The sequence below is a fragment of the Flavobacterium urumqiense genome (assembly GCF_900108015.1).
GTDB classification, from domain to species: Bacteria; Bacteroidota; Bacteroidia; order Flavobacteriales; family Flavobacteriaceae; genus Flavobacterium; species Flavobacterium urumqiense.
This window is the reverse complement of record NZ_FNVP01000003.1, coordinates 78,417-105,124: the sequence shown is the minus strand read 5'-3', so window position 1 is coordinate 105,124 and position 26,708 is coordinate 78,417. Positions and strand designations below refer to the sequence as shown.

Annotated in this window: 32 protein-coding genes; 24 read left to right on the top strand and 8 right to left on the bottom strand. The window is 34.2% G+C overall.

All coding sequences use genetic code 11. The features are described 5' to 3' along the window. Nucleotides 1-15 precede the first annotated feature (15 nt). Nucleotides 16-1,233: a peptidylprolyl isomerase gene (locus C4S35_RS05425; protein WP_103999204.1), complete on the top strand. Its 1,218-nt coding sequence runs from the start codon at nt 16-18 to the stop codon at nt 1,231-1,233. Nucleotides 1,234-1,426: 193 nt separating this feature from the next. On the opposite strand, the gene C4S35_RS05420 is transcribed toward C4S35_RS05425, so the two are convergent. Next, nucleotides 1,427-1,867: a hypothetical protein gene (locus C4S35_RS05420; RefSeq protein WP_103999203.1), complete on the bottom strand. Its 441-nt coding sequence runs from the start codon at nt 1,865-1,867 to the stop codon at nt 1,427-1,429. 135 nt (nt 1,868-2,002) lie between these two features. Between C4S35_RS05420 and C4S35_RS15480 the strand changes: the two genes are divergently transcribed. The 4 genes from C4S35_RS15480 (at nt 2,003) to C4S35_RS05405 (ending at nt 4,019) form a co-directional block, all read left to right on the top strand. After that, the gene (locus tag C4S35_RS15480) at nt 2,003-2,704 is read left to right on the top strand and encodes a site-specific integrase (protein ID WP_146059518.1); all 702 of its coding nucleotides are present in this window, start codon (nt 2,003-2,005) and stop codon (nt 2,702-2,704) included. Between the two features lie 152 nt (nt 2,705-2,856). Beyond that, nucleotides 2,857-3,168, top strand: coding sequence for a tyrosine-type recombinase/integrase (locus C4S35_RS15470; protein ID WP_425269139.1), 312 nt, complete (start codon nt 2,857-2,859; stop codon nt 3,166-3,168). Between the two features lie 196 nt (nt 3,169-3,364). Then, a complete protein-coding gene (locus C4S35_RS05410; protein ID WP_103999202.1) occupies nt 3,365-3,703 on the top strand; it encodes a type II toxin-antitoxin system RelE/ParE family toxin in 339 nt (112 codons plus the stop codon). Nucleotides 3,704-3,707: 4 nt separating this feature from the next. Further along, nucleotides 3,708-4,019 carry a helix-turn-helix domain-containing protein gene (locus C4S35_RS05405; protein WP_103999201.1) on the top strand — a complete coding sequence of 104 codons (312 nt, stop codon included), beginning with the start codon at nt 3,708-3,710 and terminating at the stop codon, nt 4,017-4,019. 58 nt (nt 4,020-4,077) lie between these two features. Here C4S35_RS05405 and ltrA read toward each other — a convergent pair whose 3' ends face one another. Both ltrA and C4S35_RS05395 read right to left on the bottom strand, forming a co-directional pair. Further along, entirely contained in the window at nt 4,078-5,394 is a 1,317-nt protein-coding gene (gene ltrA / locus C4S35_RS05400) for a group II intron reverse transcriptase/maturase (protein WP_103999200.1), read from the bottom strand. Between the two features lie 52 nt (nt 5,395-5,446). Then, the gene (locus C4S35_RS05395; protein ID WP_103999199.1) at nt 5,447-5,671 is read right to left on the bottom strand and encodes a hypothetical protein; all 225 of its coding nucleotides are present in this window, start codon (nt 5,669-5,671) and stop codon (nt 5,447-5,449) included. A 414-nt stretch (nt 5,672-6,085) separates the two neighbouring features. Between C4S35_RS05395 and parS the strand changes: the two genes are divergently transcribed. From parS to C4S35_RS05380, 3 genes are all read left to right on the top strand, one after another. Beyond that, nucleotides 6,086-6,586, top strand: coding sequence for a type II RES/Xre toxin-antitoxin system antitoxin (gene parS, locus C4S35_RS05390; protein ID WP_103999198.1), 501 nt, complete (start codon nt 6,086-6,088; stop codon nt 6,584-6,586). Further along, nucleotides 6,586-7,056, top strand: a complete 471-nt coding sequence (locus C4S35_RS05385; RefSeq protein WP_103999197.1) for an RES family NAD+ phosphorylase — start codon at nt 6,586-6,588, stop codon at nt 7,054-7,056. The genes parS and C4S35_RS05385 overlap by 1 nt, the downstream gene beginning before the upstream one ends. Before the next feature lie 293 nt (nt 7,057-7,349). Further along, nucleotides 7,350-7,736: a YciE/YciF ferroxidase family protein gene (locus C4S35_RS05380; protein ID WP_103999196.1), complete on the top strand. Its 387-nt coding sequence runs from the start codon at nt 7,350-7,352 to the stop codon at nt 7,734-7,736. A gap of 134 nt (nt 7,737-7,870) precedes the next feature. On the opposite strand, the gene C4S35_RS05375 is transcribed toward C4S35_RS05380, so the two are convergent. From C4S35_RS05375 to C4S35_RS05365, 3 genes are all read right to left on the bottom strand, one after another. After that, entirely contained in the window at nt 7,871-8,965 is a 1,095-nt protein-coding gene (locus C4S35_RS05375) for an alkene reductase (RefSeq protein WP_103999195.1), read from the bottom strand. Nucleotides 8,966-8,992: 27 nt separating this feature from the next. Next, nucleotides 8,993-9,496 carry a hypothetical protein gene (locus C4S35_RS05370; protein ID WP_103999194.1) on the bottom strand — a complete coding sequence of 168 codons (504 nt, stop codon included), beginning with the start codon at nt 9,494-9,496 and terminating at the stop codon, nt 8,993-8,995. Between the two features lie 92 nt (nt 9,497-9,588). Continuing rightward, nucleotides 9,589-10,170 (bottom strand): Crp/Fnr family transcriptional regulator, encoded by a 582-nt coding sequence (locus C4S35_RS05365; protein WP_103999193.1) that lies wholly within the window; start codon nt 10,168-10,170, stop codon nt 9,589-9,591. Between the two features lie 452 nt (nt 10,171-10,622). On the opposite strand from C4S35_RS05365, the gene C4S35_RS05360 reads away from it, so the two are divergent. The 9 genes from C4S35_RS05360 (at nt 10,623) to C4S35_RS05320 (ending at nt 20,474) form a co-directional block, all read left to right on the top strand. Next, the gene (locus C4S35_RS05360; protein WP_244175198.1) at nt 10,623-11,225 is read left to right on the top strand and encodes a GNAT family N-acetyltransferase; all 603 of its coding nucleotides are present in this window, start codon (nt 10,623-10,625) and stop codon (nt 11,223-11,225) included. A gap of 228 nt (nt 11,226-11,453) precedes the next feature. After that, entirely contained in the window at nt 11,454-11,729 is a 276-nt protein-coding gene (locus C4S35_RS05355; protein WP_146059515.1) for a hypothetical protein, read from the top strand. 396 nt (nt 11,730-12,125) lie between these two features. Next, nucleotides 12,126-12,821 (top strand): SMUG2 DNA glycosylase family protein, encoded by a 696-nt coding sequence (locus C4S35_RS05350; RefSeq protein ID WP_103999190.1) that lies wholly within the window; start codon nt 12,126-12,128, stop codon nt 12,819-12,821. Then, nucleotides 12,818-13,354, top strand: a complete 537-nt coding sequence (locus C4S35_RS05345; protein WP_103999189.1) for a DUF488 domain-containing protein — start codon at nt 12,818-12,820, stop codon at nt 13,352-13,354. Before C4S35_RS05350 ends, C4S35_RS05345 begins: the two co-directional genes overlap by 4 nt. Nucleotides 13,355-13,377: 23 nt before the next feature. Beyond that, complete coding sequence (locus C4S35_RS05340; protein WP_103999188.1) at nt 13,378-13,587, top strand: hypervirulence associated TUDOR domain-containing protein; 210 nt, start codon at nt 13,378-13,380, stop codon at nt 13,585-13,587. 820 nt (nt 13,588-14,407) lie between these two features. Continuing rightward, a complete protein-coding gene (locus tag C4S35_RS05335; protein WP_103999187.1) occupies nt 14,408-15,145 on the top strand; it encodes a hypothetical protein in 738 nt (245 codons plus the stop codon). A gap of 556 nt (nt 15,146-15,701) precedes the next feature. Further along, on the top strand, nt 15,702-17,246 hold the full coding sequence (locus C4S35_RS05330; RefSeq protein WP_103999186.1) for a hypothetical protein: 1,545 nt from the start codon (nt 15,702-15,704) through the stop codon (nt 17,244-17,246). A 931-nt stretch (nt 17,247-18,177) separates the two neighbouring features. Then, complete coding sequence (locus C4S35_RS05325) at nt 18,178-19,347, top strand: pyridoxal phosphate-dependent aminotransferase (protein WP_103999185.1); 1,170 nt, start codon at nt 18,178-18,180, stop codon at nt 19,345-19,347. Beyond that, a complete protein-coding gene (locus C4S35_RS05320; RefSeq protein ID WP_103999184.1) occupies nt 19,344-20,474 on the top strand; it encodes an FAD-dependent monooxygenase in 1,131 nt (376 codons plus the stop codon). Before C4S35_RS05325 ends, C4S35_RS05320 begins: the two co-directional genes overlap by 4 nt. Nucleotides 20,475-20,623: 149 nt before the next feature. Here the strand turns inward: C4S35_RS05320 and C4S35_RS05315 are convergent, their stop codons facing one another. Beyond that, nucleotides 20,624-21,001 (bottom strand): hypothetical protein, encoded by a 378-nt coding sequence (locus C4S35_RS05315; protein ID WP_103999183.1) that lies wholly within the window; start codon nt 20,999-21,001, stop codon nt 20,624-20,626. 622 nt (nt 21,002-21,623) lie between these two features. On the opposite strand from C4S35_RS05315, the gene C4S35_RS05310 reads away from it, so the two are divergent. The 6 genes from C4S35_RS05310 (at nt 21,624) to C4S35_RS05290 (ending at nt 25,015) form a co-directional block, all read left to right on the top strand. Then, nucleotides 21,624-21,908 (top strand): rhodanese-like domain-containing protein, encoded by a 285-nt coding sequence (locus tag C4S35_RS05310; RefSeq protein WP_103999182.1) that lies wholly within the window; start codon nt 21,624-21,626, stop codon nt 21,906-21,908. Nucleotides 21,909-21,913: 5 nt separating this feature from the next. Continuing rightward, nucleotides 21,914-22,234, top strand: coding sequence for a rhodanese-like domain-containing protein (locus C4S35_RS05305; protein ID WP_103999181.1), 321 nt, complete (start codon nt 21,914-21,916; stop codon nt 22,232-22,234). 261 nt (nt 22,235-22,495) lie between these two features. After that, on the top strand, nt 22,496-22,606 hold the full coding sequence (locus C4S35_RS16315) for a hypothetical protein (protein ID WP_425269140.1): 111 nt from the start codon (nt 22,496-22,498) through the stop codon (nt 22,604-22,606). A 162-nt stretch (nt 22,607-22,768) separates the two neighbouring features. Continuing rightward, nucleotides 22,769-22,957 (top strand): hypothetical protein, encoded by a 189-nt coding sequence (locus C4S35_RS16310; RefSeq protein WP_425269138.1) that lies wholly within the window; start codon nt 22,769-22,771, stop codon nt 22,955-22,957. A 160-nt stretch (nt 22,958-23,117) separates the two neighbouring features. Further along, nucleotides 23,118-23,972 (top strand): transketolase, encoded by an 855-nt coding sequence (locus C4S35_RS05295; RefSeq protein WP_103999179.1) that lies wholly within the window; start codon nt 23,118-23,120, stop codon nt 23,970-23,972. An 89-nt stretch (nt 23,973-24,061) separates the two neighbouring features. Further along, the gene (locus C4S35_RS05290) at nt 24,062-25,015 is read left to right on the top strand and encodes a transketolase family protein (RefSeq protein WP_073211002.1); all 954 of its coding nucleotides are present in this window, start codon (nt 24,062-24,064) and stop codon (nt 25,013-25,015) included. 233 nt (nt 25,016-25,248) lie between these two features. Here C4S35_RS05290 and bamM read toward each other — a convergent pair whose 3' ends face one another. Then, a complete protein-coding gene (bamM, locus tag C4S35_RS05285) occupies nt 25,249-26,226 on the bottom strand; it encodes a BamM family beta-barrel-assembly machinery protein (RefSeq protein WP_103999178.1) in 978 nt (325 codons plus the stop codon). A 79-nt stretch (nt 26,227-26,305) separates the two neighbouring features. On the opposite strand from bamM, the gene C4S35_RS05280 reads away from it, so the two are divergent. Next, nucleotides 26,306-26,698, top strand: coding sequence for an RNA-binding S4 domain-containing protein (locus C4S35_RS05280; protein ID WP_103999177.1), 393 nt, complete (start codon nt 26,306-26,308; stop codon nt 26,696-26,698). Nucleotides 26,699-26,708 lie beyond the last annotated feature (10 nt).

Below are 26,708 nucleotides of genomic sequence, written 5' to 3'. Positions count from 1 at the left end.
TAAATTATTAAGAAAATGAAATCTAAAATTCTACTTTTATTATTTTTGGGCGTACTCAACATGCAAGCCCAAGTTAAAAAGAAACCAGTTACAGGTAAAAAACCAATAACTGCAGTTAAGGTAACTCCAAAAATTCCTGTCTCAACCGAAGGGATTTTTGCAACAATTTCAACTACAAAAGGAGATATTGTAGTTCAATTGGAGTATGCAAAAACACCGGTAACCGTAGCGAACTTTATTGCTCTTGCTGAAGGAACAAACACTTTTATTTTAGACGATAAATTAAAAGGCAAACCTTTTTTTGACGGTTTAAAATTTCAGAGAGTCATCAAGGATTTTATGATTCAGGGTGGTGATCCTTCAGGAAATGGATCTGGTGGACCCGGTTATGCGTTCAAAGATGAATTTACAGATTTGAAATTTGATAAGGGTGGAATTTTGGCAATGGCTAATTCTGGACCTTTAACTAATGGCAGCCAATTTTTTATTACCCATAAAGAAACGCCTTGGTTAAACGGAAAACACACTATTTTTGGTCATGTTACCCAAGGAATGAAAATTGTGAACGGGATTGCTCAAAATGATATAATCACTAAAATCACAATCATCAGAAAAGGACTTTTGGCTAAAAAATTTGATGCTCCAAAAGTATTCGCAGACTACTATGGCAACAAAGCCGAAGACGCTAAAAAACAAGCATTGATTGACGCTGAAAATCAAAAAAAGCAAACTGAGATTCAAGCAGAAAGCAAAAAAGCATACACGCAACAATATGCTCCCGTTATTGCTGCAAAAGTAGCTTCCCTAGCAACTGCAAAAGCAGGCGCAACTACAACAGCTTCTGGTTTAGCGTATAAAATAGTTCAAAAAGGAAATGGAGTAAAACCTGTTGATGGATCGACTTTCTACTTTCATTATGCAGGATATTTTGAAGACGGAACCTTATTTGACAGCAGTTATGAAGACGTTTCTAAAGTCTATGGAAAATACGATGCCAACAGAGCCGCGCAAAACGGATACCAGGCTTTTCCTTTTGTAGCAGGTAAAAAAGAAGGTATGATTCCAGGATTTATGGAAGCATTAGCACTAATGTCATATGGAGACAAAGCGGTGATTTTTATCCCCTCTAAATTAGCGTATGGAGAAAGAGGCGCTGGAGGAGTTATCCCACCAAATACTAACCTTGTTTTTGAGTTGGAAATGTTTGAAAAACAACCTGTAGCAAAACAGTAAATTTCAAAAAGTATAAAATAAATAAACCCGACAATTCACTTTGGTGAAAATTGTCGGGTTTATCATTTCAATCTATTTCAGTAAAACTTAATTAATCAAAAATTCAACACATAGATAAGACAGATTAAAAAAACATTTTAAAAATTCGTTTTTTTTGCAGGAACTGTTCGCTGTAAGGCATAAATCAGTACTATTACTTCTTCCCAAATTTCCAGTCGAATTCATCTTTTTGATTGATAATCGCACCAATCTCAAACTTTACCACCTCATCAAATTCCGTCTGAAAAATAATCCAGTTGTCTTCGTTAAAATAGTTTTCAAAAGTATCAAATTCTTCTTGTGTGAATTTAATCAGTCCTTTTGGAGCCAATTCTTTTTTGACTTCACTGATTTTTTTATTGATAATTTTAGTCCCAAATAATTCCAAGTCCGGACTCGAAGCTACAATATAACCTAATTTCAATTCTTCTTCAACATAGAACGTCAAACGCACTTTCAATGCATTATATGCAAAAATCACATTGTTGTCTTCGTCTTTATAATTCCGGTCCGGCTTACCGTAAACAGCGGTAACATCATTCTGTTTCATTCCGAAAAGGAGCTTATCGATTCCGTTTTTTAAGTTGATTTTCATATTCTTTACTTTTGTCGCAAAGTTCGCAAAGTTTTTCGCAAAATACACTACCTTTTTTGTTTAAAATTATTTCGAAACCAACATCAATCAGCTTCCGAATCTTGATAATTTGGGCGTGACCTTGTTGCAGAAAGTATGTCTACAAATCCTATTTTTTACAGCAACAAGGTCGGGCTATCCGTTGCAATCTTTTATTCTGCTTCGCTTCACAAAAGGATTTTCACTGCTATCCCTTACGCAAAAAAAAGCATCCGTGCCGTAAGAACCATTTACTGGAATAAAACAGCATTTGTAAAAAAAATCAGTATCTTTCACTCACAAAATCAACACAATATGGCTTGGTCAGCAAGATTGATAAAAAACAATAGCGAAAATAGAATTGCCATCTATTTTGAAAAAAATCAAGACCTGATCGCACGTATCAAACAAATAGCAGGAGCACGATGGAGCCAGCAAAAAACGGTATGGCACATACCAGATACAATCGAAAATAGAGAACGTTTCAAGATAGAGCCCTTGGCAAATTCGCTCCCTTCCGCTGAGGGAATTCTTCAAATAGAGAAATTCAAACAATGGCTTCGTTCTAAACGCTATAGCGAAAGCACCATTAGTACTTATAGCGAAGCCTTAAAATCTTTCCTGATTTTCTATCGAGAAAAATCAGTTGTAGAAATCAATAATGAGGACGTGATTATCTATAACAACGAGTATATTCTAAAGAATAATCTTTCGGCTTCGTACCAGAATCAAACCGTTAATGCGATAAAACTGTATTTTATGACAGTCAGAGAAACAAAAATTGAAGTTAAGCCCACATTAATATTAAACATAAAATGATGTTAAGTCTGATTTATAGTTGTGGCTTATGGCGGAGCGAACTTTTAAAATTAAAGGCTAATGATATCGATTTAAAGAGAGGGATTGTTATCATTAGATAAAGTAAAGGTAAGAAAGACAGAATTACACCTTTATCATCAAAAATATTAGTCATGCTTAAAGAATATTATAGCGGTTACAAACCTAAAACTTGGCTTTTTGAAGGACAATTTGCTGGCATGCCTTATTCTGAAAAAAGTCTGCAAAGTATTTTAAAACAAGCACTACAAAAAACAGGTATAAATAAGCCCGTAACTTTACATTGGTTGAGACACAGTTTCGCTACTCATTTTCTAGAAAGCGGCACCGATCTTAGATATATACAAGAATTATTAGGGCATAGTAGCAGTAAAACTACTGAAATTTATACCCACGTAAGTACGAAAAGTATTCAACAAATAAAAAGTCCATTTGATGATTTGTAAAAAAATATTTATACATTTGATTTGAAATAAAGTCTGACCGCTGTCAGACCTATCTCTCTAAATTTGGGGTGATAGGTCTGATTTTATCAGACCTATATACAAGTTGGGCAACAGCAACGAAAATCCGAAAAATCAACAACATTTGTTTCTTAAAAAGGAAACTTATATCTTTACAGAAAATTAAGATTACTGAAAAATGGATTATAAATTTAAAGTTGAATTTCTTGAACCAGTTATAGAGTTTTTAGAAAATCTAGACCCGAAATCTAGAGAAAAAATACTTTATAATATTTGGAAATCGAGAAGCATAAACGATAATGAACTATTCAAAAAACTCGATGGCGAGATTTGGGAATTTAGAACTTTATACAACAAACAATATTTGAGACTTTTTGCTTTTTGGGATAAATCAGATAAAAAAGATACAGTAGTGATTTCTACTCACGGCATTATAAAGAAAACAGACAAAACCCCGAAAGTAGAAATTGAAAGAGCAGAATCATTAAGAGTGAAATATTTTAACGAAAAGAAATAAGATTATGAAAACATATAGTTTAGAAGAAGTAACAGATAAATTCGTTGGAGAAAAAGGAACAATAAATAGAGAAAATTTTGAAAATGAATTGAAAATTGATTTGATTGGTCAAACAATTAAACAAATTCGTAAAGAACGAAATTTGACACAAGAACAATTAGGAGAGTTAGTTGGCGTGAAAAAAGCTCAAATTTCAAAAATTGAAAATAGCTTAACTGACGCAAGATTCGATACGGTTATTAAAGTTTTTAGAGCTTTAAATGCGAAAATTAATTTTAATGTAGAATTATTAAATCAGAATGTAGCAATACACTAAAATTGCCGATTGCCCAATCGAGTAGACGGCTCCGCCAGAAACTGACGGAGTGCGCCTCTCACACCACCGTACGTAAGGGTCTCGTATACGGCGGTTCGCAAAGTGATGGGTTGAGTTTCATGTAAATTTCCAACATTGATTGATAGCCTTTCTTATTGAGCCGCAGTAGGGTAATTGTAGTGGTAAGAATTGGACTCTGAGCGATTCGCCAGCCTCCTTTTCTGGTTCTGCTCCAAGCGTAAGCATGGTCTTTGTCAATTCCTAGTCGCATCAGGTTTTTCCTTTTGCGTTCGGGCTTTTTCCAGTCCGTCCAAATGCAATAACGCAGTCGGTTTCGCAACCATCCATCAATATCTCGTAACTTCCCTTGAATACTCGTCCCCCGAAAATAGTTTAACCATCCTCGCTGGATTTCATTGATTTTACGGATGCGTTCCTCGAAACTTCTCGGTGCGGTTTTGCGTGTCACTTCTTTTAAACTCTGCTTGAGTTTTGCCCAAGCTTTGTCCCCTACGGTTAACTGATACCTGCCTTTTACTCGTTTTTGATAAGTCGATGCAAACGAAAATCCCAATATTGTGAACTGAATCGGTTTTCTAATCCCGCTTTTTTCCAGATTTATGGTCAGTTTCAACTTATCTCTCAAAAACAGAAAGATCGCGTTACCAACCGTTTTGGCTTGGGTTTTCGATTTGGTGTAGATACTAAAGTCATCGGCATAACGGACAAACTTCAAGCCTTTTCGTGTCAGTTCTTTATCCAATTCGTGGAGTAAAATATTTGACAAAAGCGGACTTATCGGGCTTCCCTGAGGAACACCTTTTCGTCGTTTGACCAGTTTTCCTTTGATGAGTATTGGCACTCGCAACCATTTGCGGATTAATCGCAAAGTCGTTGGGCATTTTACCTTTTGGTAAATTAGGTTCATCAGCAAGCAATGATCCACTTGGTCAAAGAAGGTCTTTAGGTCAATATCTACAATATAACTGTAGCCTTCGTGGATGTTTCCCAGGGCTTTGCCTACCGCTTGGCGGGCATTTTTGTTGGGTCGAAATTTGAAGCTGTTCACACTAAAATCCTTTTCGAATCTTGGCATCATCGCTTGCGATACGGCTTGTTGAAGTAGCCGGTCAACCACTGTTGGGATTCCTAAAAGTCTTGTTTTACCATTTCCTTTTGGAATCTCCACTCCAAGAATGGGTTGCGGCAAGTAACGATCATTCTTTATATCTTCCAGTAATACAGGCTTGTGTTCACGGAAATAATCCGCCAGTTGAGTGGTTTTTAAGCCATCAACACCCGCACTGCCTTTATTGACCACTACTTGGCGTAGCGCCTTTTGGAGATTGTAAGGATGTGTTACTTGTGCAATCATGCTTGGTGTTTTACATTAAATTCTTCCTGTTCCGCTTTTCTAGGGCTATGACTTACGCCATTCCGTTAGAAATTAAGAACCACTTGCGTTCAGTCCTTCCTTGTTTGTGAGTCCTATACCTTTCTATTGGTAACTCGTTGCCCCAAGTACTATGACTTCTGCTGACTTCTTCACCCAACCACTCGTGGTTATGAAGACCTCCCTCGGTAAGCACTTCCTCTTTCCGTCTATCCCCGACGCATCTACTAACTAAACCTGTTGTCTCAAGGCTTCGCATTGCTGTGCATGCTTACCCAATTTAGTTAGCCTTTTATGCGCTTTGTGTTCCTCGGTACAGACTTTTGCCGTTTGGCTTCCTTCACTGCATGGGTCGCCCCAAACCAGCTTGCCACGTGCTAATCGGCTCAATATAAATCAACAACTTGCCGATAAGGGACTTGCACCCTCTAGATAAAATTCCTACTTTTGAGAAATTGGAAGTGCATGCAAGGCACACACACACGCTACAAGCAATTTGGGTTTTAGGCCTAATTTGAAGTTGGTTTTGTATCAAGGAGATTTGGCAAATCCGAATAATGGGCTTAATTTAATACCAAACCCGCTGTAGTATCAAGACATTAGCACTTATTTTAGACAGCATTTGTATTTTACAGCATAATTGTTGTATATTTACAACAATTATGCTGTAAATATGAAAAAAGGAATTAGAACACGGAAAACATTTGATCCAAAAGAAAGTATTGAACGAGCTAAAACTGCTAGAATATCGTCATCAAAATGGAGATTAGAATCAGAAGGGCATGAATACAGTTGGGCATCAAAACTTGAAAGAGTAGGTATTATAAGAGCAGGTATTCCTTATGCCACGATTGACGTTATAAGTAAAAGAATTAATGTTCCCGTAAAAGATGTTTTACACATTTTCGGGTTACCACAGACAACATATAATAAAAAAAGAAGAGAAAAATCATTGTTAAATGGTAGGGACAGTGAAATTATATTACTTCTTACTGAACTAGTTGATTTTGGAATAGAAGTTTTTAATAATGAAGAAGAAAAATTTCAACGCTGGATGAAAAAACAAAACATTTCTTTAGGGGGTAATTCACCAGAAAGTCTATTGGATTCTATTACAGGAATACAAGAAGTAAAAAATTGTTTAAATAGAATTGAATATGGAAATCTAGCTTAATGATAGTATATAGAATTGAAAGAGAAAAATATTTAGATACTGCATTACAAGGGGTTGGAGCTGCTTCAACTGAAGGATATAGATGGAATAGTTTAAATACATCTCTCGTTTATACAGCTGAATCTCGTGCTCTTGCAACTCTTGAAATTTCTGTACATTTAGACTTTTCAGAAGATTTACCAAAAGATAGATTCTACGTCGAAATTGATATACCAGACGATATCGAAATATTAGAATTATCTATAGACGAATTACCTGAGAATTGGAATTCCAAACCCCCAATTCTTGAAACACAATACATTGGCGATGATTTTGTTTCACAAAAAGATGCTGCTGTATTAAAAGTTCCTAGTAGTATAGTTCCTCCTGAATTTAATTATTTAATCAATCCAAATCATCCTGACTCAGCAAAAATCAAAGTAATTTCCACACAAAAATTACAATTTGACAATAGGTTTAAACAGAAATAAAAAAAACTACCCCTAATCGAGTAGACGGCTCCGCCAGAAACCGACGGAGTGCGCCTCTCACACCGCCGTACTTGCGGGTCTCGTTTACTGCGGTTCACAAAGTGATGGGTTGAGTTCCATGTAAATCCCCAACATGCATTGATAGCCTTTTTTCTTGAGCCGTAGTACGCTAATTGTAGTGGTTAGAATTGGACTTTGAGCGATTCGCCAGCCTCCTTTTACTCGCGCTTTTTAGTTTTCTTTTTGGTATTCGTGAATGCAGAGCATTACTGGTTCTGCTCCCAAGCATAAGCATGGTCTTTGTCAATCCTTGGTCGCATCAGCTTTTTCCTTTTGCGTTCGGGCTTTTTCTAGTCCGTCCAAATGCTGTAGCGCAGTCGGTTGCGCAACTGCAGGGTATATTAAAAGAGGTGGATGGTTTAATTAAGGAAACAGATATCGGTGTCGTGCGAAATGCCGGAATTATTGCTGCAGAACAAAAAGTAAAACATTATGAAATTGCAACCTATGGTACTTTGCATGCTTTTGCCAAAACATTGGGAGAAAACAAAGCAGCCAATCTGTTGGCAATGACCGTCGATAAAAAGAAAAAAACGGATGCAACATTAACTGGAATTGCAATGTCAACTATCAACAAACAAGCTTGCAAAACAGATACGATCACAAATATTAAAGCTTAATTCCCATTTAGACAACGTTACAAGCTGTTTTCCAATACTTAAAAAGCCCGAAAAATGCGGGCTTTTTGGTGAATTATAAAATATAACCGCAACATATAATTTTTAGATTCTTTATAGTATTGGTGGGTTTCAACTTACCCAACCATTTCCGGGTAATCAATATAACCCTTTTCGGTATCGGTATAAAACGTGCTTTGATCTGGTGTGTTTAACGGCGCATCTGCTTCAAAACGAGCTACTAAATCTGGATTAGCAATAAATGGAACTCCATAAGCAACAAGATCTGCATACCCATTTTCAATAATATTTACACCTGATTCTTTAGTAAAACTTTTATTAATGATTAATGTTCCTTTGTAAAATGGTCTGAAATGTTTGGCCACTTCAGTAACAGCGAATGGCACATCATCAACTGGCGTAAAAGGCTCTGTCAAATGCACATACGCTAAACCATAATCATTCAAACGGTTTACAATATATTCATGCGTAGGAATTGTATCTTCATCCAGCATCATTCCTTGTGAATTGTGCAAGGTTGGGTTCAATCGAACACCCACTTTAGCATAATCAATAACACCTTCTAATGCATCCAAAATATCAAATAAAATTCGGGCTTTATTTTCTATTTTACCACCATATTCATCGGTACGATGATTGGAATAGCCGTTAAAAAATTGTTGCAATAAATAGCCATTGGCAGCATGCAATTCGATTCCATCAAAACCGGCTATAACAGCATTTTTAGCTCCGTTTTTAAAATCCAAAACCGTTTGTTTAATATCTTCAATTGTCATTTCTTTTGGTGTCACCGTATCCACAAAACCGTCGTTTGTGTAGGCTTTAGCAAGAGGATTCAGTGCTGATGGTGCATGCGGTAAATCGCCATTATGCAAATCAGGATGTGACAATCGTCCGGTATGCCACAATTGTGTAAATATGGTTCCTCCTTTTTCGTGTACTGCTTGTGTAACGAGTTTCCAACCTTCCGTTTGTTCTTCGCTATAAATTCCGGGCACATTTATAAATCCAACAGCTTTTGTACTCACAAAAGTACCTTCAGTGATTATCAAACCAGCCGTGGCTCTCTGTGCATAATATTGTGCTGTAAGTCTCGTGGCAACATTTCCTTTATTATTAGAACGACTTCGTGTCATGGGTGCCATAACCATTCGGTTGCTTAGGGTATTATCTCCCAGTTGGTACGATTGTAATAAAATTGATTCACTCATTTGTAATAGTTTTAAATTAATTGTGTTTTAAATTAAAATATTGGTTTTAAATCCAATATTTGTGTAAAGGGTCAAGATAGTTTTCAAGGCATCTGCATCCTTTCCTTTTAAAAAAAGGGAGCTCGTTAAATCCTCCGGTATTTCAATACTCTGAATGACTTTTGAAAAAGGAAATAACTGTTGAAGCTTATCTACAGGATTTTCGAAGTGCATGGGATTCTTTTCGTTTTCCAAAATAAGTACAATTTTACCTGTTGCCACTTTTCTGATTTTTTCAGCGAGAATAATATCTGTTGCAGCATAATTTGAAAGTATAATGATATCTGCTTCCCAACTTGCATTGGTTGGACAAATCATCATTTCCACTTTTGCCTCTGGATTCTCTATAAGTATTTGGGTATGAACCTCCAAAAGTGTCGTCGGATTTTGATCAAATAGCAAAACCGGATTCGCTTTGGCAATTTGCTTGGCTAAAAATAGGCTCTTGGGTTCTGAAACATTAATGACTGCAAATGTTTTTTTATTTGACATTGACTTTTATTTACTTGGCAAATTTAAGGCTATAAACCAAAAGTTTCTGTTGATGCAAAACAAGAAATGCTATTGATCTAAATCAATTAAAATTATTTGCGATTGTTAATTTGCTTTCGGACACGACTCAATGTTTCTGGTGTAAGTCCAAGATAAGAAGCAATCATGTGTTGGGGAACACGTTTCACAATTCCGGGATAGGCGTTTGCTAAATTGATGTATTTTTCTTCAGCAGTTTCTGTTAAAGCTGAATTTATTCTGGCTTGATTGGCGATATAGGCATTTTGTAACAACAAGCGTTGGTACCTTTCAAACATTGGAATTTTATCCATCAGCGCTTCTCTAGCCGATGTTGTCAACAAAAGTAATTCAGAATCTTCGAGCGCTTCAATCGTGTAAACTGAAGCGCTGTTAGTTAGGAAACTGGACAAATCCGTAATCCACCAGCCTTCAATTGCAAATTGCACAATGTGTTCATTTCCTTTTTCATCCATTGTAAAAGATCGTAGAATTCCTTTTTCAATAAATGCATTGTAGATACAAATGTCTCCTTCTTGCAACAGTGTTTGTTTTTTACGTAACTTTTTAGGAATAAAAAACGTTTTACACAGCTCCATTTCTTCCTGAGTCAGTAGTACTTTTTCCTGAATGCTTTTAAATAATTGTTGAAACATGGTTGCAAGATACTAAATACTCGAGAATCAATAAATATATTATAGCGCTAAAAAAAACCGCTCCGCAAAGTGTTCTTCTAATAAATATATTTCTCGTTAATGCTGCGCGAATGTCTCTGACTTTGCGCATCAGAGGCGTTTTCCTTCACTTTTAAACACAAATTCCCTGACCGATAAATTAACTTTGATAGGCATTTACGTTTTGACTCCCGCCAATATACGAAGCTGGCGGACCACGCTGGTCAAAAACTGCTATTCGATGTAAATTACCTAATTAACCAAAACCTACTAAAACAATATCTAAAAGTATTGTTTTAGTATTTTGGGGTTCTAACACCGCTTTTTATGGATTGTTTTATTTTACGAATTATCAACCGACTTTTCTCAGAAAGAATTTTTATTGTAGCTTAAATCATATATATTTACTTAATAATTAACTTAATACAGTTCGTTTGAAGGTTTTTAGACGAACTGACGTTAGCGGTCAGGCTACGACACCACTACGTAGACAAAGTAAATATGACAGAATGGTAAACAGAAATTTCACCCCTTTTCCAATTTTGACAACTGAAAGGTTAACTCTTAGACAATTATCAATTGATGACACTCAAAATATTTTTGCTTTGCGTTCAGACATAAAAATAAACAAATATCTTGACAGAGAACCAAGCAAGGCAATTGATGATGCAATAAAATTTATTAAGAACGTTAATGATAACATTAAAAATAACAGCTCAATTTATTGGGTAATTAGCTTGACAAGGACAAAAAAATTTGTTGGAATAATTTGTCTTTTTGACTTTTCAAACGAAAAAAATAGTTGCGAAATCGGATATGAACTTATGACAAAATTTCAAGGACAAGGAATAATGAAAGAAGCGGCTCAAGTAGTAATTGACTACGTGTTTCAGACTTTAAAGTTTAAAAAAATACTCGCCTTTACACACTATGAGAATCAGAATTCAACCTATCTTCTGTTAAAATTCAATTTTGTAAAATCATTAGAAAGGGACAAAGAAAACCCTAACGTAAATATTTTCACTTTGGCACAATAACATTTACAACAAGAAAGCAAAGCATATTAAGAGCAAAAGCCCGAACCGCTAAAAGCTACTATAACGGATTTGGGCAATTGGCTTAATGGGAAAATGGTTTTGTATTTGGGATGATTTGGCAAATCAGAAGAATGGGCTTAATTTAATCCCAAACCCGCTTTGGTACCAGAAAGTTATGCGTCATTTTGAGTGACCAAAACAAAAAACGAAAATTTTATTATACAAGAGATGATTTTTGAAGAAATTGAAAAGGCTCATATCGGAAAGAAAGCAGATTTCACATCTGAAATGAAAAATAATTCAAAAAATTATTTATTCCATTGCAAAAAATGTGATGATATATTGAAAATAAATTATCAAAACCAAATAGATAATTGCTGGACTGGACATTCTAATAAAATAGAAAATGAATTATATGAAGAATTAAAAAAATTCTACAATATAGGATTATTTAATAAATTTATAGACGGTGGATTCCCAGTTTTTGACAAATTACTATGTTAAAAATGTAAAGCGGTATACATAACTTACTCTGGAGTAAGAGAATATTACAACTCATTATATTATGGAATTCTAAATGGAATTTTGAGAGCAAAATAAAAACGCACGCACAGCAGCGGTTTTGCCGGATTTAGGTTTTCGGAATAATACTAAATTGGTTTTGTACTTGAATTAATAGTGTTTAACCAGAAGAAAATCTTAACTTAGTCAAAAACCTCTTGCAGCAAAATAATATATTGGTCACTGTAAGTCAACATACTTGAATGTAGCCAATCGACAAGCCTAAAAAGATGGAATCAAATAGCAAAAACCGATAGGCTACAATAGAAACTTTGCATCTTTGTACTTCGATAAATATATTGAAAGAGTTTGCAGGATACAAAAATAAAATAAATCATAATGCCAAAAACCTTTGCAGATAAAGTGATTGATTTCAACCGCCATTTACACTATTTAGGCAAATTACCAGAGGGTTTTCAGGTGCTGAATCCTTACTTGGATAATCCTGAAACAATGGAAGTGATGCAACAGTTTTATCACAAATATTATAACGATTCAAAACAGAGAAGATTTATTGTTGGTATCAACCCGAGCCGTCACGGCGCTGGGGTAACGGGTGTGCCATTTACGGATACAAAACGACTGGAAAGTGCTTGCGGTTTCAAAATGCAATCGGCTAATACGCACGAAGTTTCTTCTGTTTTTATGTATGAGATGATTGCCGAATATGGCGGAGCAAAAAATTTCTACCAAGATTTCTATATCAACTCTCCCTTTCCTTTAGCAATTATCCGGCAAACAAAAACCGGCAAATGGATTAATGCCAATTATTATGACGATTCTATTCTTTTTGAAATGGTGAAAGATTTTATGATTTTGTCTTTGAAAAAACACATCAGTTTGGGATTAGATACTTCCGAGGTTTTTGTGCTGGGGAAAAAAAATGCAGCATTTATCCAAAAGCTAAACAAAGAAGCAAAGTTGTTTGAAGGTTTAATAATCCTTGAACATCCAAGATATATCCAGCAATATAAATCTAAAGAAAAACAACTGTATATCGACAAATATATTTTGGCCTTAAACAATCCCAAATGAATAAATTAGCAACATATACCATTTATTCCATAGGACATTCGACTCATAGTCTGGATGAATTTTTAAATATGCTTTGTTCTTTTGACATTAAAATTCTTGTCGACATACGCAGGTTCCCAGGCTCACGCAGGTTCCCACAATTTGACTTGGAAAACATAAAAATATCCTTAGCTAAAACTGGAATACAATATATACATTTGGTCGATTTGGGAGGAAGAAGGAAAATGAAAAAAGACTCAAAAAACAACCGCTGGAACAATGATTCTTTCAGAGGTTATGCTGATTATATGGAAACCATAGAATTCGCAAATGCCATTGTGAAACTGGAACAAATAGCTTTAGAACAGCCCACGGCTTATATGTGCTCGGAGGCGGTTTGGTGGAGGTGTCACCGTTCGATGGTGTCCGACTATTTAAAAGCAAAAGGTTGGGCGGTATTACATATTATGGCAAAAGGAAAAGTTCAGGAACATAAATACACTTCCCCAGCAAGAATAGTTGATGGCAATGTATTTTATTCTGATGAAATTTAGATTTGCAATTAAAAAATCAGTTTATGGAAACAAAATTTAAAATAAGCGACAAAGTAAGCTGGAACTCCGAAGCGGGTAGAGTTTCTGGAACTATCATTAAAATACATACAAAAGACTTCGATTACAAAGGGTATACACACCACGCTACGGAAGAAGAGCCTCAATATGAAATAAAAAGCAACAAGACGGATCATATTGCAGCTCATAAGGGTTCTGCCCTTACTAAATTTTGAAAAAAAATAATCAGAGAAACGGTTTGAGAAAACAACGAACCGCTACCATGGGTTTTACATATGGCAGCCTGACACAGAGACTTGGAGATGTTACTACTAAACTTTCGTGAAAAATTGAAGCTTGTTCCCAACCCGCCCGAAAGCAAAGTCCGAAACCATTAGTGATGAATGTGAGAAAAAAAGCACTAGGACAAAGGAATAATCAAAAAACTAAAACCGCAAAAAATATTGCAAAGTACTTATTTGAGTTCTATGTCGTGAAAAAAAGTTAAGCCAAAGAATTATAATTTAGTGACATATAAAATAACGGATCGAGACGACAAAACTGTCACAGCTGTTACCTAAGATAATATTTCGACAGAAAAAGAAAAGGAACATTCAACAGAAAATTGGCAAATGGTATTACATAAAGTGAAAGAAGCAGTTGAAAGCGAAAAGGAATAAAAACATTTTTAACAAGACTAATTATTTGACGTACAGATGGAACTAATATTATTTTGATTGTACGCAAACAAATCCACCACCAAGAATCACAACAATAAGCCTCATTTCAGCTCGTTTTTTTTCTTTTTTTACTTCATAATCTAATCATGACAGCAATTGACACCTATCAATATTTTAAATTTATAACCGAATTATATTTCCTCTTTTAGTTTTTTTTATTACATTTATTTTTTAAAAAAGATAATAATAAATAAAGATGCTTTGAGGGTTTCTCTATGCAACAGCTCTTTTTTTTACAAAAATACTTAGTTTAACAGCTTCTTGATAAAAATATTCAGGTTACAAAGCGCTAAACTAATAAATCAAATCAGTCAAAATGAAGAAAGATACCGTTTCGGCTCCCTTTGAGCCAATAGTTGACGATTCAATACCGAATTCCAAAATGAAGATTGCCAATCTTTTACCGGATCCCGCATCACGGTTAGATTCTATGCTAATGAGGTGCAAACCCATTAGTGATTCCAGCATTCCATATAGAGATTTGACTAACCCAATGACCAAGCGAGAGAGTATTGCTCGACTTATAAAGAAGCTCGATGTTGCTACAAATATTCGATACCAAAGAACAATAGAAGATACGTATTGTAATGTGTACACTTTCGATTATTGCTATTTCTCTAGAGTTTATGTTCCTACTGTTTGGTGGACAGATGACGCGCTGCAAAAAGTATTAGACGGACAAGAAGTGGAAGCTATTTATGGGGAAACCGTAGATCATATTTATTCTAGTGCCATACACGATTGGTTTTTGAAATGGGGAGCTAGTTTTGGTTGGAAAAGGATGTTTGATGTTGATGAAATTCAAAATAAAGTAAACTTCAATGGAGGAGTTGGAATAATTTGTGCCAAAAGGAAAGAAAAAGGACTCTCCGGCCATATTGTTCCTGTTGTTCCTGAAACGGATTTGAATCGTGCCTATAGAGAAAATGGTGTTGTGGTATATCCTTTACAATCACAAGCAGGAAAATCAAATTACAACTACTTTTCGGAAATTAAGAAAGACTGGTGGAATGATGAGCTATATTCCTCCTACGTGTTTTACTATCATGACTAAATGGGGTCGCAGTAAATCCGATTGATCGAACACACCACATTTTCTTGAGCTATACTAACACTAACGCATTTGAAAGGACAAAAATAGGTTTTTAATATAAATAACAACTGTCTTATAAATGCAGTACCACTTCAAATAATCCTAAAATTGACTTCCTTCTTTCTCGGTAATTATAGTGCCATTAACCTCTTGGAAATGACATAATAATTAAGTACTTTTGCAACTTGAAAAATATGAGAATAGCAAAAACCGGAATTAAGTTATTCATCTACTTAAATTATTGATATAAAAGTAATTAAAATCAACCCTGATTTATAACTACATTATAAAATTTGACTTTTTATCAATAGTTCAGTTGACACTAATGCACGATTTCTGAAACCGAAATTTAACTCCTTTCGTTTAAAAGATAGAAAAAAAATTAAGGATTGCAAACAATTACGCTTAAAATACTAAAACATTGTTTTTAAGCGGCTTACAACGGATTAAATCCTGTTTACAAATAAAAAAATAAAAATAAAGTTACTTAACCATTAAAAAAAAAGAATTAGTATAAATGAAAGAAAATCAGACAAAAAAATATTATTGGGGAATTGGATTAGAAAACGAAACCTACATGCAATTTGAAGAATCCTTAATAGTATCTGGTGAATTTATACAAGAAAAAATTGGTTTTGAGAAATATAGTATTGATTACAGAAAATGCTATAAACCGGAAAGCATAGCTCCTGTATTAAAAAAAGCTTTTTGCCTGAATGAAAATTATAAAGTGAGCAGAATGATGAACAGTCATTCCTTAGAAAAATTAGATATAAACTATCAGCACAAAACTTTATCAGCTGTAAAGCCATTATTTGAGAACACAGATACTACAGCTGAGACTCTCCCGCCAATTGAAAATCCGGAATATTTAGGAAAGTCCATCATGGAACTTTTTCTTGAGGACCAACCCTATAATATTCAAAGTATGATTACTCAAAGAAATAAAACGATGGGTTCCGTACATTTTGATGGTGATTCGATCGAATTTGTAACAAAATACTTTGAAAACCGAACTATCGTCGATTCTTGTAAAGAGTTAAAAGCGACTAAAAAGTTATTCCTAGATACTATAAACGAATCAAAGGTTATTAAAGAAAAATTAAATTTTCCAGATTACAACAATGGTCTTAATATGTTTATGACCAATCAGGAAAACCTTGTTTTGTTTAACAATGGGACGTACCATTTTCACATTACTTTACCTACACTGACAGAAAATAGCAGGATCGTAGATTATAAAGATTTTGATAAAACACACGCCAACGCCATCTATTTGCTGCAATGGTTTGAACCTTTTTTTATAGCAACTTTAGGAAGCCCCGATATTATGGGAGTGATAAGTACTAAGTATGATTTAGACAAAAAATTCACTTTGGGTTCTATGAGAAATGCTATGTCTCGTTATATTGGCGTAGGCACTTATAACAAATCGATGCCTAAAGGAAAGATTCTAACATACAATGTCGATGATTTTAGAAAGCTGTTAAAGTTTGAAAAAGAAGAAAATATTTGGTGGAGAGATCAAATTCAGTCAGAGATGGAATATGAATTGCTTTCGGAAGTGGGTCTTGATTTCAATCAGGAAAAAATGTATCAAAGTGGTTTTGAATTTAGAAGCTTTGATGAATTCCCGGCAAAGTATTTAAATGATGTTCTTTTTTCCATTATTCTAATTTGTGAACATGCGCTAAAATTACCAGATGTCAAATGGGGACATGATAGCGTAGCTTGGAATAATTTAGTTTTTAAAACTTTAAAATACGGTTATTTAACGGAACTAAACGAAGTTGAAAAGGATGAAGTTTTAGATTTGTTACAATTACTTAATCCATCTGACAGTAAATATAACACGTTAAAAACCGAATTTCAAGCGATAGTATTGTTAGACGAATTTTTCTTTAAAATTTTGGAAGTTTTACATGAAAAGTACAAAGACAACAACGTTTGCATTGATTCTATGTATGGAGAAAAAACAAGTCTTCCTCCTAAATGGGACAACTTTAACAAATACCAAACTGAACAACATTTACAGCAAATTAGCTCTTTCTATAAGAATTAAACAGATTGATGGGGGAATAATTCAACCTGCGAAATGTTCGAAAACTTCTCAACTTTGCGTAAACAATGAGAACAAATAATACAAATAAAAAACCACGACGATACTCTTTATTTACGTGGTTTTTTTATGCAGTTTTTTTTATTTAAAGTTCGGTAGTTGTTTATGAGAGTCTAATCAAATCTGGTAGACTTTTCGCCTCATATGATTCTAAAATGGGGTAATTGTACATTCTCGTTCATTTTGTAGAAAACTAGCAGAAAGAAATTAAACTTAACTAAAAACAGCCTCAACTTTAGAAAGTCAAAACTGCTTTATTCTAGGTCAAAGTATGAAATAACCCATAACAATTTAATCTAAAAATAAGTCAGCTCTACAATTTAATTGCAGTGTTGTTAATAATTTTTCCATGCAGATACACTCCTTTAACGGACTTATAATACTTTTAATAACAATAAATAATCAATTATGAACTGTAAATTTAAAGTACAGCGACCAATAAAAAATCAACTTTTAAACAATTGTCGTTTATATATAGTCAAATGACATTTATGTATGGACAATTGTATTTTTCATTTTTTTTAAATCCAATTATTAATCAATAAAATTAAATTAAAATGACTAGCCCCATCATTAGTAGGTTACGCCGTAATTCTTTTAACTGTAATAAAAAACTGCAATAATACAGTCGTTATTAAAAAAAATATAAAATCAAGCAAATTTATTTTTACAGTATTCATTTCTATACAATAAATCTTATATTTACTTTGATATTTAATTTGTAGGAAATATTGTAATTTTATATAATATAAATTAAACAAAATAATTGACATAATCGACAATTAAAAGCAATCGACTATATTTTAAATAAAACTTTCAATTATGCTTATAACCCCAATTTATAAGCAACTATATTAACCTAAAAAAACCATCTATGTTCAATCATAGTTCTATAAATTCTGAAATTTTAAAAAAAAGAGCGCATAACCTGCGTTGGGCATCAGTGCCTGACGGCGTAATTCCCTTGACCGCTGCTGACCCCGATTTCCCGTGCGCTCCAGAAATCGCAGAATCTATAGCTCGTTTTGCGAAAGAGCGCTATTTTAGTTACGGTCATCCTGAAGGAATGCCAGAATTCAAAGAAAGTGTCGCTGCTTTTTTTCAAAAAAAAAGAAATATACCGGCAAATCCTGCCTTTATAATTCCAGTGGATAGTGCTGCTTATGGGATCTATCTAATCTGCAAAACGTTCCTTAAAACCGGTGATGAAGCCATTATTTTTGATCCAGTAGATTTCCTTTTTCGGTATTCAATTGAAGCGATTGGTGGCGTTGCGGTTCCTTTTCCTATTGGAACTACTATTAATAATATGGATTTTGAATTATTCGAAAAATTGATTAATCCAAAAACCCGAATGATTTGTTTGTGCAATCCTTTAAACCCTACCGGAAAAGTTTTCACCAAAGAAGAATTATATCATATTGGGCAATTAGCCTGTAAATACAACCTTATCATTTTGTCCGATGAAATCTGGAGTGACATCGTTTATGCACCAAAAGTATTTATCAGTATGGCTTCCATCAACGAGGAAATCAGAGACCGGACAATTACCGTAACGGGATATAGTAAATCTTATGGTTTAGCGGGACTAAGAATAGGCACTGTAATGGCTTCTAATGCATTACATTTCAAAAAATTAATGGATAGCTCGCTCCACAATGCAACGATTCACGGTGCAAATATAATTTCGCAAGTTGCAGTGGCAACTGCCTTGAATGAATGTGATTACTGGCTTCAAAATTTTATTTCTCATTTACACCGTATGCGAGATCTGGTTGTTGCTGAAATAAATACAACTCCTGGTTTTAAATGTACTGCTCCTGACGGTTGCTATGTTGCTTTTGCAGACATTAAAGGTACTCAGAAATCAAGCCAGGAAATTCATGATTTATTATTAAACAATGCTAAAGTTGCAATAGTTCCCGGTCTTAAAGAATGGTTTGGCGAAGGTGCAAACGGTCATATTAGAATGAGTTTTGCCACTTCTGAGGAGATACTAAAAGAAGCTTTTTTTAGAATTAAAAACACAATCCACGCGATATGAAAGTAGTTGTTATTGGGGGAGGAATTGCGGGATTAACCCTTGGTATTTTTTTAAATAAAAAAAATATTGAAGTCGTAATTTCCGAAAGAACATTGATACCCACCAACGGGCATGCGTTTTTAATGCACAGTGACGCGATCGTTGTTTTAAATGAACTAAAAATAGCCTCCGATCCAGAAGTAAAACATAAATCTATTAATTCCTTTAGTTTAAAAAGACCTGATGGGGACGAAATAAAACATTTAAAATTAAGCAATTGGAATTGTATAAAAAGAGTCGACCTCATAAACTATCTCTACCATTTATTCCCAAAAAAAAATATTAAACTCGGAAGAGATTTTTCACATTTTATTTATGAAAATGATAACGTTACCGCTGCTGTTTTCAAGAATGGAGAGATTGAATATGGTGACATATTTGTGGGTGCCGATGGTGGAAATTCAATGGTTAGACGAGCTGTTTTTGGTACTGTCGAAACGACACCCGTTGAAGTTTTAGAAATTGTAGGGGTTTGTAAATGCACAGATATTGAAACCAATTATTTTAATACTTTTAATAAATTTCAACATAAAGGTAAAGGACTGGCTTTTGGTTTCATCCCCACTTGTGAGGAAAATGAGTATGTATGGTTCATTCAATATGACATTTCGATTACGGATTATAACGGTACAAATCCTGATGGATTAAAATTATTTTCAAAACATTTGTTAGCTGACTTTTCTTCGGAAGCAAAAGCTATTTTAGATTCTAATAATTTTGAAACGAGTTATATCTGGAAAACACGCGACTTTGATTTATTGCCCTCGTTTCATAAAAAAAATGTTGTCTTAATAGGTGATGCTGCACATCAGGCCTTGCCATTTACAAGTGCGGGAACAACAAATGCTATTCTGGATGCCAAAATACTAGCTACCAATCTATCTGAAAATTCCGATTTTGAGAAAGCGTTTAATCTATTTTATGATTACCGGAAAGACGATGTATTGCAACATATTAAGTTAGGGCGTGATTTAAAAAATGAATTTATAAATCCTAGCAATAAAAGTGATGCTGATATTACCGTTCCTCTGATCAAGAAACGAGAAGCTGGAAGCGTGCCAAAAAAATCAAAACCGATTCAAGTCTAATACTTTACGGATCCAATTTGATCCACTTGTTGGGTGATACAACCTGTGTTCCGAAAATTAGAAATTTGCATAAACGTTCACTTCGAAAATAAATATAAAAAAAGCTGCTTTACACTAATAAAGCAGCTTTTTTCATTTGTTATAAACGACTAGTTAAACTGTGCAGCCACATATTCAATTAAACTTTCATCACTCATTTTATTAGCAGTACTCTCTTTCGCCTCAACATTTTTATACTGTGAAGTCTCATTCAAATATTTAATAAATTGCTCCTGAGCAGTACCTGTCCCAGTCACATGTAATTCATCAACATTTTGCATATGAGCGGTGATATTTTTGAATAATTTGTGAAGTAAATCTCTTTCTGCATTATTAGCTGCTTTTTCGCTAGAATTACTGCCTTGCGCATCAACTTTTTCGTGCCCCAATATTACAAACTCACCTGAATCTACATTTTCTCTACCTACAATCGTTGCATGATGTGAATCCATCCAAACACCAAATTGTTTTTTGTTTTTTTCTGACATTATTTTATATTTATTTTATTAATACTATTGTTATCAAATTTTCGAAAAGCCTACTATGAAAGAATAAATTTTTCGTTATAAATAAAGCTAAAATCCTTAAAATTACTTAGAATTCATAAAAGTTTTCATAATTTTAAAACCCTCTAACTCGTGGCAATGTACTAAATAATGTCGAAACAATTGATTAATGAAAAGTTAATTAGCAGTAATTTGGTTGTTTTTTCATCGATTGACATCAAGTCACTACAGTTTCTATTTGCTAAAATTTTATTGTTTTTCGTTAAAAATTTCAATATCTTCCTATCTGCCCCGTTGCTGCTCAAGTAGCAAAAAAGTGAAAAGTATGAACCAAACGAAATATTTATACATTGATTAAATAATTATGGTCAAGTTGCATTTATGACTTGAATCCGCCTATGCAGAAAAGGAACTCCTTAAAAAAACTTTGAAATTGATAGCTTTTAAATAAAAATATGCTGTGTAACAAAAGTTACTGTACCGCACTTCTGATTGTATTACTTTTGCGTTGTACAAATTAAATCCCTTAATTTTACAAAAGATATATTTCAACAAAAGAATTTATTTTTTTACTCAAAAATTATTAAATTAAAAAAAAAAACAAATGAAAATAGAAAAAATAATACAAGAGAAACTAGGTACCATTGTAGATGTGCGCAGTCATGATGAATTTATGGGCGGTCATGTTGCAGATTCCATTAATATTCCTTTGAATGAGATTCCGCAAAGAGTAGAAGAATTACGAAATCTAAAATTACCACTCGTACTATGTTGCGCATCAGGAAATAGAAGTGGACAGGCACAACTTTTTCTAACAGAACACGGAATCGAATGTTATAATGGTGGTTCCTGGCTGGATGTAAATTATTATCAATCAAAAACAAGTTAAATAAAATGATTAACATACTTAAACAATTATTTGGTTTCGCACCAAAAACAGATTATACCGATTTAGTAAAACAAGGTGCTATTATTCTGGATGTACGTAGCAAAGGCGAATATGCTGGCGGACATATTAAAGGTAGCTTAAACATTCCGGTAGACATTTTAAGCAACAACTTAGCCCAATTAAAAGATAAAAATAAAACGATCATTACTTGTTGTGCTTCTGGAATGAGAAGTGCTTCGGCTAAAAGTATTTTGAAATCAAATGGTTATTCTCAAGTCTATAACGGTGGAGGCTGGAGCAGCCTTCAAAATAAAATTTCCAAGTAAAAGTTGCTAACAATAAAGGGAGTTGGTTAAAAAAAATCATACTATTCGTATTTACAATTGATTAAAACATACCTTATCTATTTCTATAGTAGTAGTAGAAAAGTAAATGATGTGTTTATAAGGTGAAGCATTAAAATTACTGACGAAAATTAATCGCTAAAAGAAACAATCATGAGAATTGAAACTAGTAAAAACAAACCTTTGAAAGGAGTTGCATAAGCAAAATCGAATACAGCACATGGGTTGATAGATTTATTTGAGGTGGGATTAAAAGACATTCATTGGGCAGAAAAAGTATTGACTAAAACGATAACAAAGATGGTAAAAAATGATTCATCTCCAGAATTAGTTAACTCTTTAAAAAACCAATAAAGTGAGACCTATGCCATGCAACGTATATTAAAACAGACTAATAATCTGTTTAAAGAAACGGATATTGGAATGGTGCGTGACTCAGGGATTATTGCAGCGGATTAAAAGGTAAAACCTTACGAAATTACAACCGATAGCACTTTACATGCTTTTGCAAAAACTATGGGCGAAAATAAAGTGACAGAAGTGCTCGCTATGAATCTTAATGAAGAAAAAAAACGGATGTTGGATTTTCTGGAATCGCTTTATCTGCTATCAAAAAGCAGGCTTTTAAACCGGATACAATTTCAAATACTTAAAATAAAATTTAACTGGAGAACCGTAATTTATTACTACTTCTCTATTTGCTAAAAAGCCTGCTTACGCAGGCTTTTTTTTGGATACTTACCATTCAAATTCTTAATTCAACCAATCCAAAGCTGTAACGTATTGTGCATTAAATATTGAAAAAACGTTTGCGGTAACCCTAAATAAAAATTACATTTGCAGCAGTTTAACTTTTACACACAAAATGAAGCCTAACACACAACAATTAAACGATTTAACTATCCAAGTCAGAAGAGACATTCTTCGAATGGTTCACGCTGTCAATTCAGGTCATCCCGGAGGTTCTCTAGGTTGTACTGAATTTCTTGTAACCTTGTACCAAAATTTGATGGAACGCAAAGAAGGATTTGATATGGATGGTATTGGAGAAGATCTTTTCTTCCTTTCAAACGGACATATTTCTCCAGTTTTCTATAGCGTTTTAGCGAGAAGTGGTTATTTTCCTGTATCGGAATTAGCGACTTTCCGTTTGATTAATTCAAGATTACAGGGACACCCAACTACTCACGACAGTTTACCCGGAGTAAGAATTGCGTCTGGTTCTCTTGGACAAGGATTATCAGTAGGAATTGGAGCTGCTCAAGCAAAAAAATTAAATGGTGACAACCATATTATTTATACGCTTCACGGTGATGGTGAATTACAAGAAGGTCAAAACTGGGAAGCAATCATGTATGCTTCTGCAAAAAAAGTGGACAATATTATTGCTACAATCGATTTAAACGGAAAACAAATTGATGGAACTACTGATGAAGTTTTAGCAATGGGGAGCATTCGTGCAAAATTTGAAGCATTTGATTGGGATGTTTTAGAAATTGTAAAAGGAAATGACCTTGAAGCCATTATTGCAGGTATGACAGATGCAAAATCAAGAACTGGAAAAGGAAAACCGGTTTGTGTATTATTGCATACTGAAATGGGTAACGGAGTAGATTTTATGATGAACACTCACGCTTGGCACGGTAAAGCACCAAATGATGCGCAACTTGACAATGCTTTAGGACAAAATTATAATACTGGAAGCAATTCAGACTACTAAAAATAATTATGAATTTTGAATTATAAATTATGAGTGGTCAAACGCATAATTTTTAAATTCTTAAATCATTTCAATCTTTAAATTGAAAAATGAAAAAATATACAAATACAGGAAGTAAAGATACTCGTTCGGGTTTTGGAGCGGGAATGACTGAACTAGGTCAAACCAATGAAAATGTTGTGGCACTTTGTGCGGATTTAATTGGTTCATTGAAATTTGATGATTTCAAGAAAAATCATCCGGAGCGTTTTTTCCAAATTGGTATTGCTGAAGCAAACATGATTGGAATCGCAGCAGGTTTAACTATTGGAGGAAAAATTCCTTTCACTGGAACTTTCGCTAACTTTTCTACTGGAAGAGTTTACGATCAAATTCGTCAATCAGTTGCTTATTCTGAGAAAAATGTGAAAATTTGTGCATCACATGCAGGATTAACTCTTGGTGAAGATGGTGCAACACACCAAATCCTTGAAGACATAGGACTAATGAAAATGCTACCTGGAATGACAGTAATCAATACGTGTGATTACAATCAAACTAAAGCGGCTACACTAGCATTAGCGGATCATCATGGTCCTGCTTACTTGCGTTTTGGTCGTCCGGTTGTTCCTAACTTTATGCCAGCTGACGAGCCTTTCGTAATAGGAAAAGCAATACTTTTAAGCGAAGGTACAGATGTAACCATTGTTGCTACAGGACATTTGGTTTGGGAAGCTTTGATTGCTGCTGAAGCATTAGAAGCAAAAGGTATTTCGGCTGAAGTAATCAATATTCATACTATCAAACCTCTTGACGAAGAAGCGATTTTAAAATCATTGGCAAAAACAAAATGTATTGTTACTGCTGAAGAGCATAACATTCTTGGTGGTCTTGGAGAAAGCGTTTCTAGAGTATTAGCATTGAACACACCTGCTCCACAAGAATTTGTGGCTGTAAATGATAGCTTTGGAGAATCAGGAACACCGGAACAATTAATGGAAAAATACAAACTAAACAATCAAGCAATTGTTGAAGCAGTAGAAAGAGTTATTAAAAGAAAGTAGTTTTTCTTTATAAATAAATATGAAATCCCATTCGTACCAACGAATGGGATTTTTTTAGTGTGATTGCTTTGTTCCTCGCAATACAAGTTTCCAGTCTTTGCGAGGAACAAAGCAATTAAATTTACAAAGCTTGAGTCAAACAATTTCATATCTTTTAAATATAATCTCAAACTACAAAAAAATCCAGTTCAACTATAGACTGAACTGGATTTTTTATGCATTGTCAGTTTTTACTAGTGACAGTTTTTATCTAAATGCTTTTTGACTCTTGCAGCATCCGTTGTATTTCCACTGCAGCTTGGAATATCTGCAAATGGGTAAGACAATCCAGTAGCAGGGTTTTTGATTTCAATTTTTGTACCATAGCCATCGCCATCGTCATCAACATCAGCAAAATTAGGGATACCGTCTCCATCCGTATCATCAGGATTGACAACACCTGTTGCTAGAACTCTCATGTAACCGTCTCCATTCACATCCTCTAGATAAGACAGAATACCATCACTATCTTGATCCAATCGTTGAATTTCGTACAATTTAAAATTAAATACAAGTGGAGCATAAGCGGGAATTGTTCCCTTTCCACCAGAATAGTAGGCTAATCCTGAAGGAATAAACATCACACCTGCGCCAAAATCATTGTAAGCAACTGTTCCATCAACATTTGCTGCATAAGTACCTGTTTTGAATTGCGGGAAAATTTCGCTCCATCCTGTGATAACCCCAAATAAACTAAAAAATTGTTGTGGATATTTAACTTCTTCAAATGGAGTTGCTATTAATGAAGTAACTCCTGCTGTAGTTACACGTTGGAGATACTCCCCTTTGTATGACGTCAATACACCATCTGCATTACAGGGTGCAATTCCCGTCCCTGTTCTTAATACTAAATAATACATTTTATAAGTAATATCGTGTAAACTTACATTTCTGCTTTTTAGCTCGTATTTAGTTTGATCCCAGATTGATTTTTGAGCGCCTCCTGCAGGAATTTTTACAATCGAAATATCTTGATCGTCTATAAATCCAGGGTGACTAACAACCGTTATATAATTTGTTTTTAAATATTCTTCAATGTCGGTATTATCAGTAGCATATTGTACTGCATAATCTCTAGGTGGTGTGAGTTCCGGTGTATCATTATTCTTCGAACATGAAAATAAAGAGACAACACCAATCATTAAAATAAAATAATACTTAAATTTGTTCATTATAGCTAATTTTTTAAGTGCGCAAGATACAATATTGATTGATTTTTGTAAACTATTTAACTCCGATTTTAGAAAATTTATGAGAATAGATAAATATTTATGGTGTGTACGATATTATAAGGCAAGAAATATGGTTACTGAAGCTTGTAAAAAGAACCATATAACCGTAAATGGGCTGGTTGCCAAGCCTTCAAAGGAAGTTTTTCCTACAGATAAAATCACATTCCGGAAAGACCAAATCACACAAATAATTACCGTACTAGATATTCCAGAAAATCGTGTCGGGGCTAAACTCGTTGATATTTATCGAAGAAATGACACTCCTGCCGAAACCTATCAACATTTAGAACTTTTGAAACTGTCTAAAGAACATTACCGAAAAAATGGTACGGGTAGACCGACCAAAAAAGATCGAAGAGACATCGACGAATTTGGGAACGAAATCGTGAATGAGGACGAAGAAAATGATTAGTATCAAACAA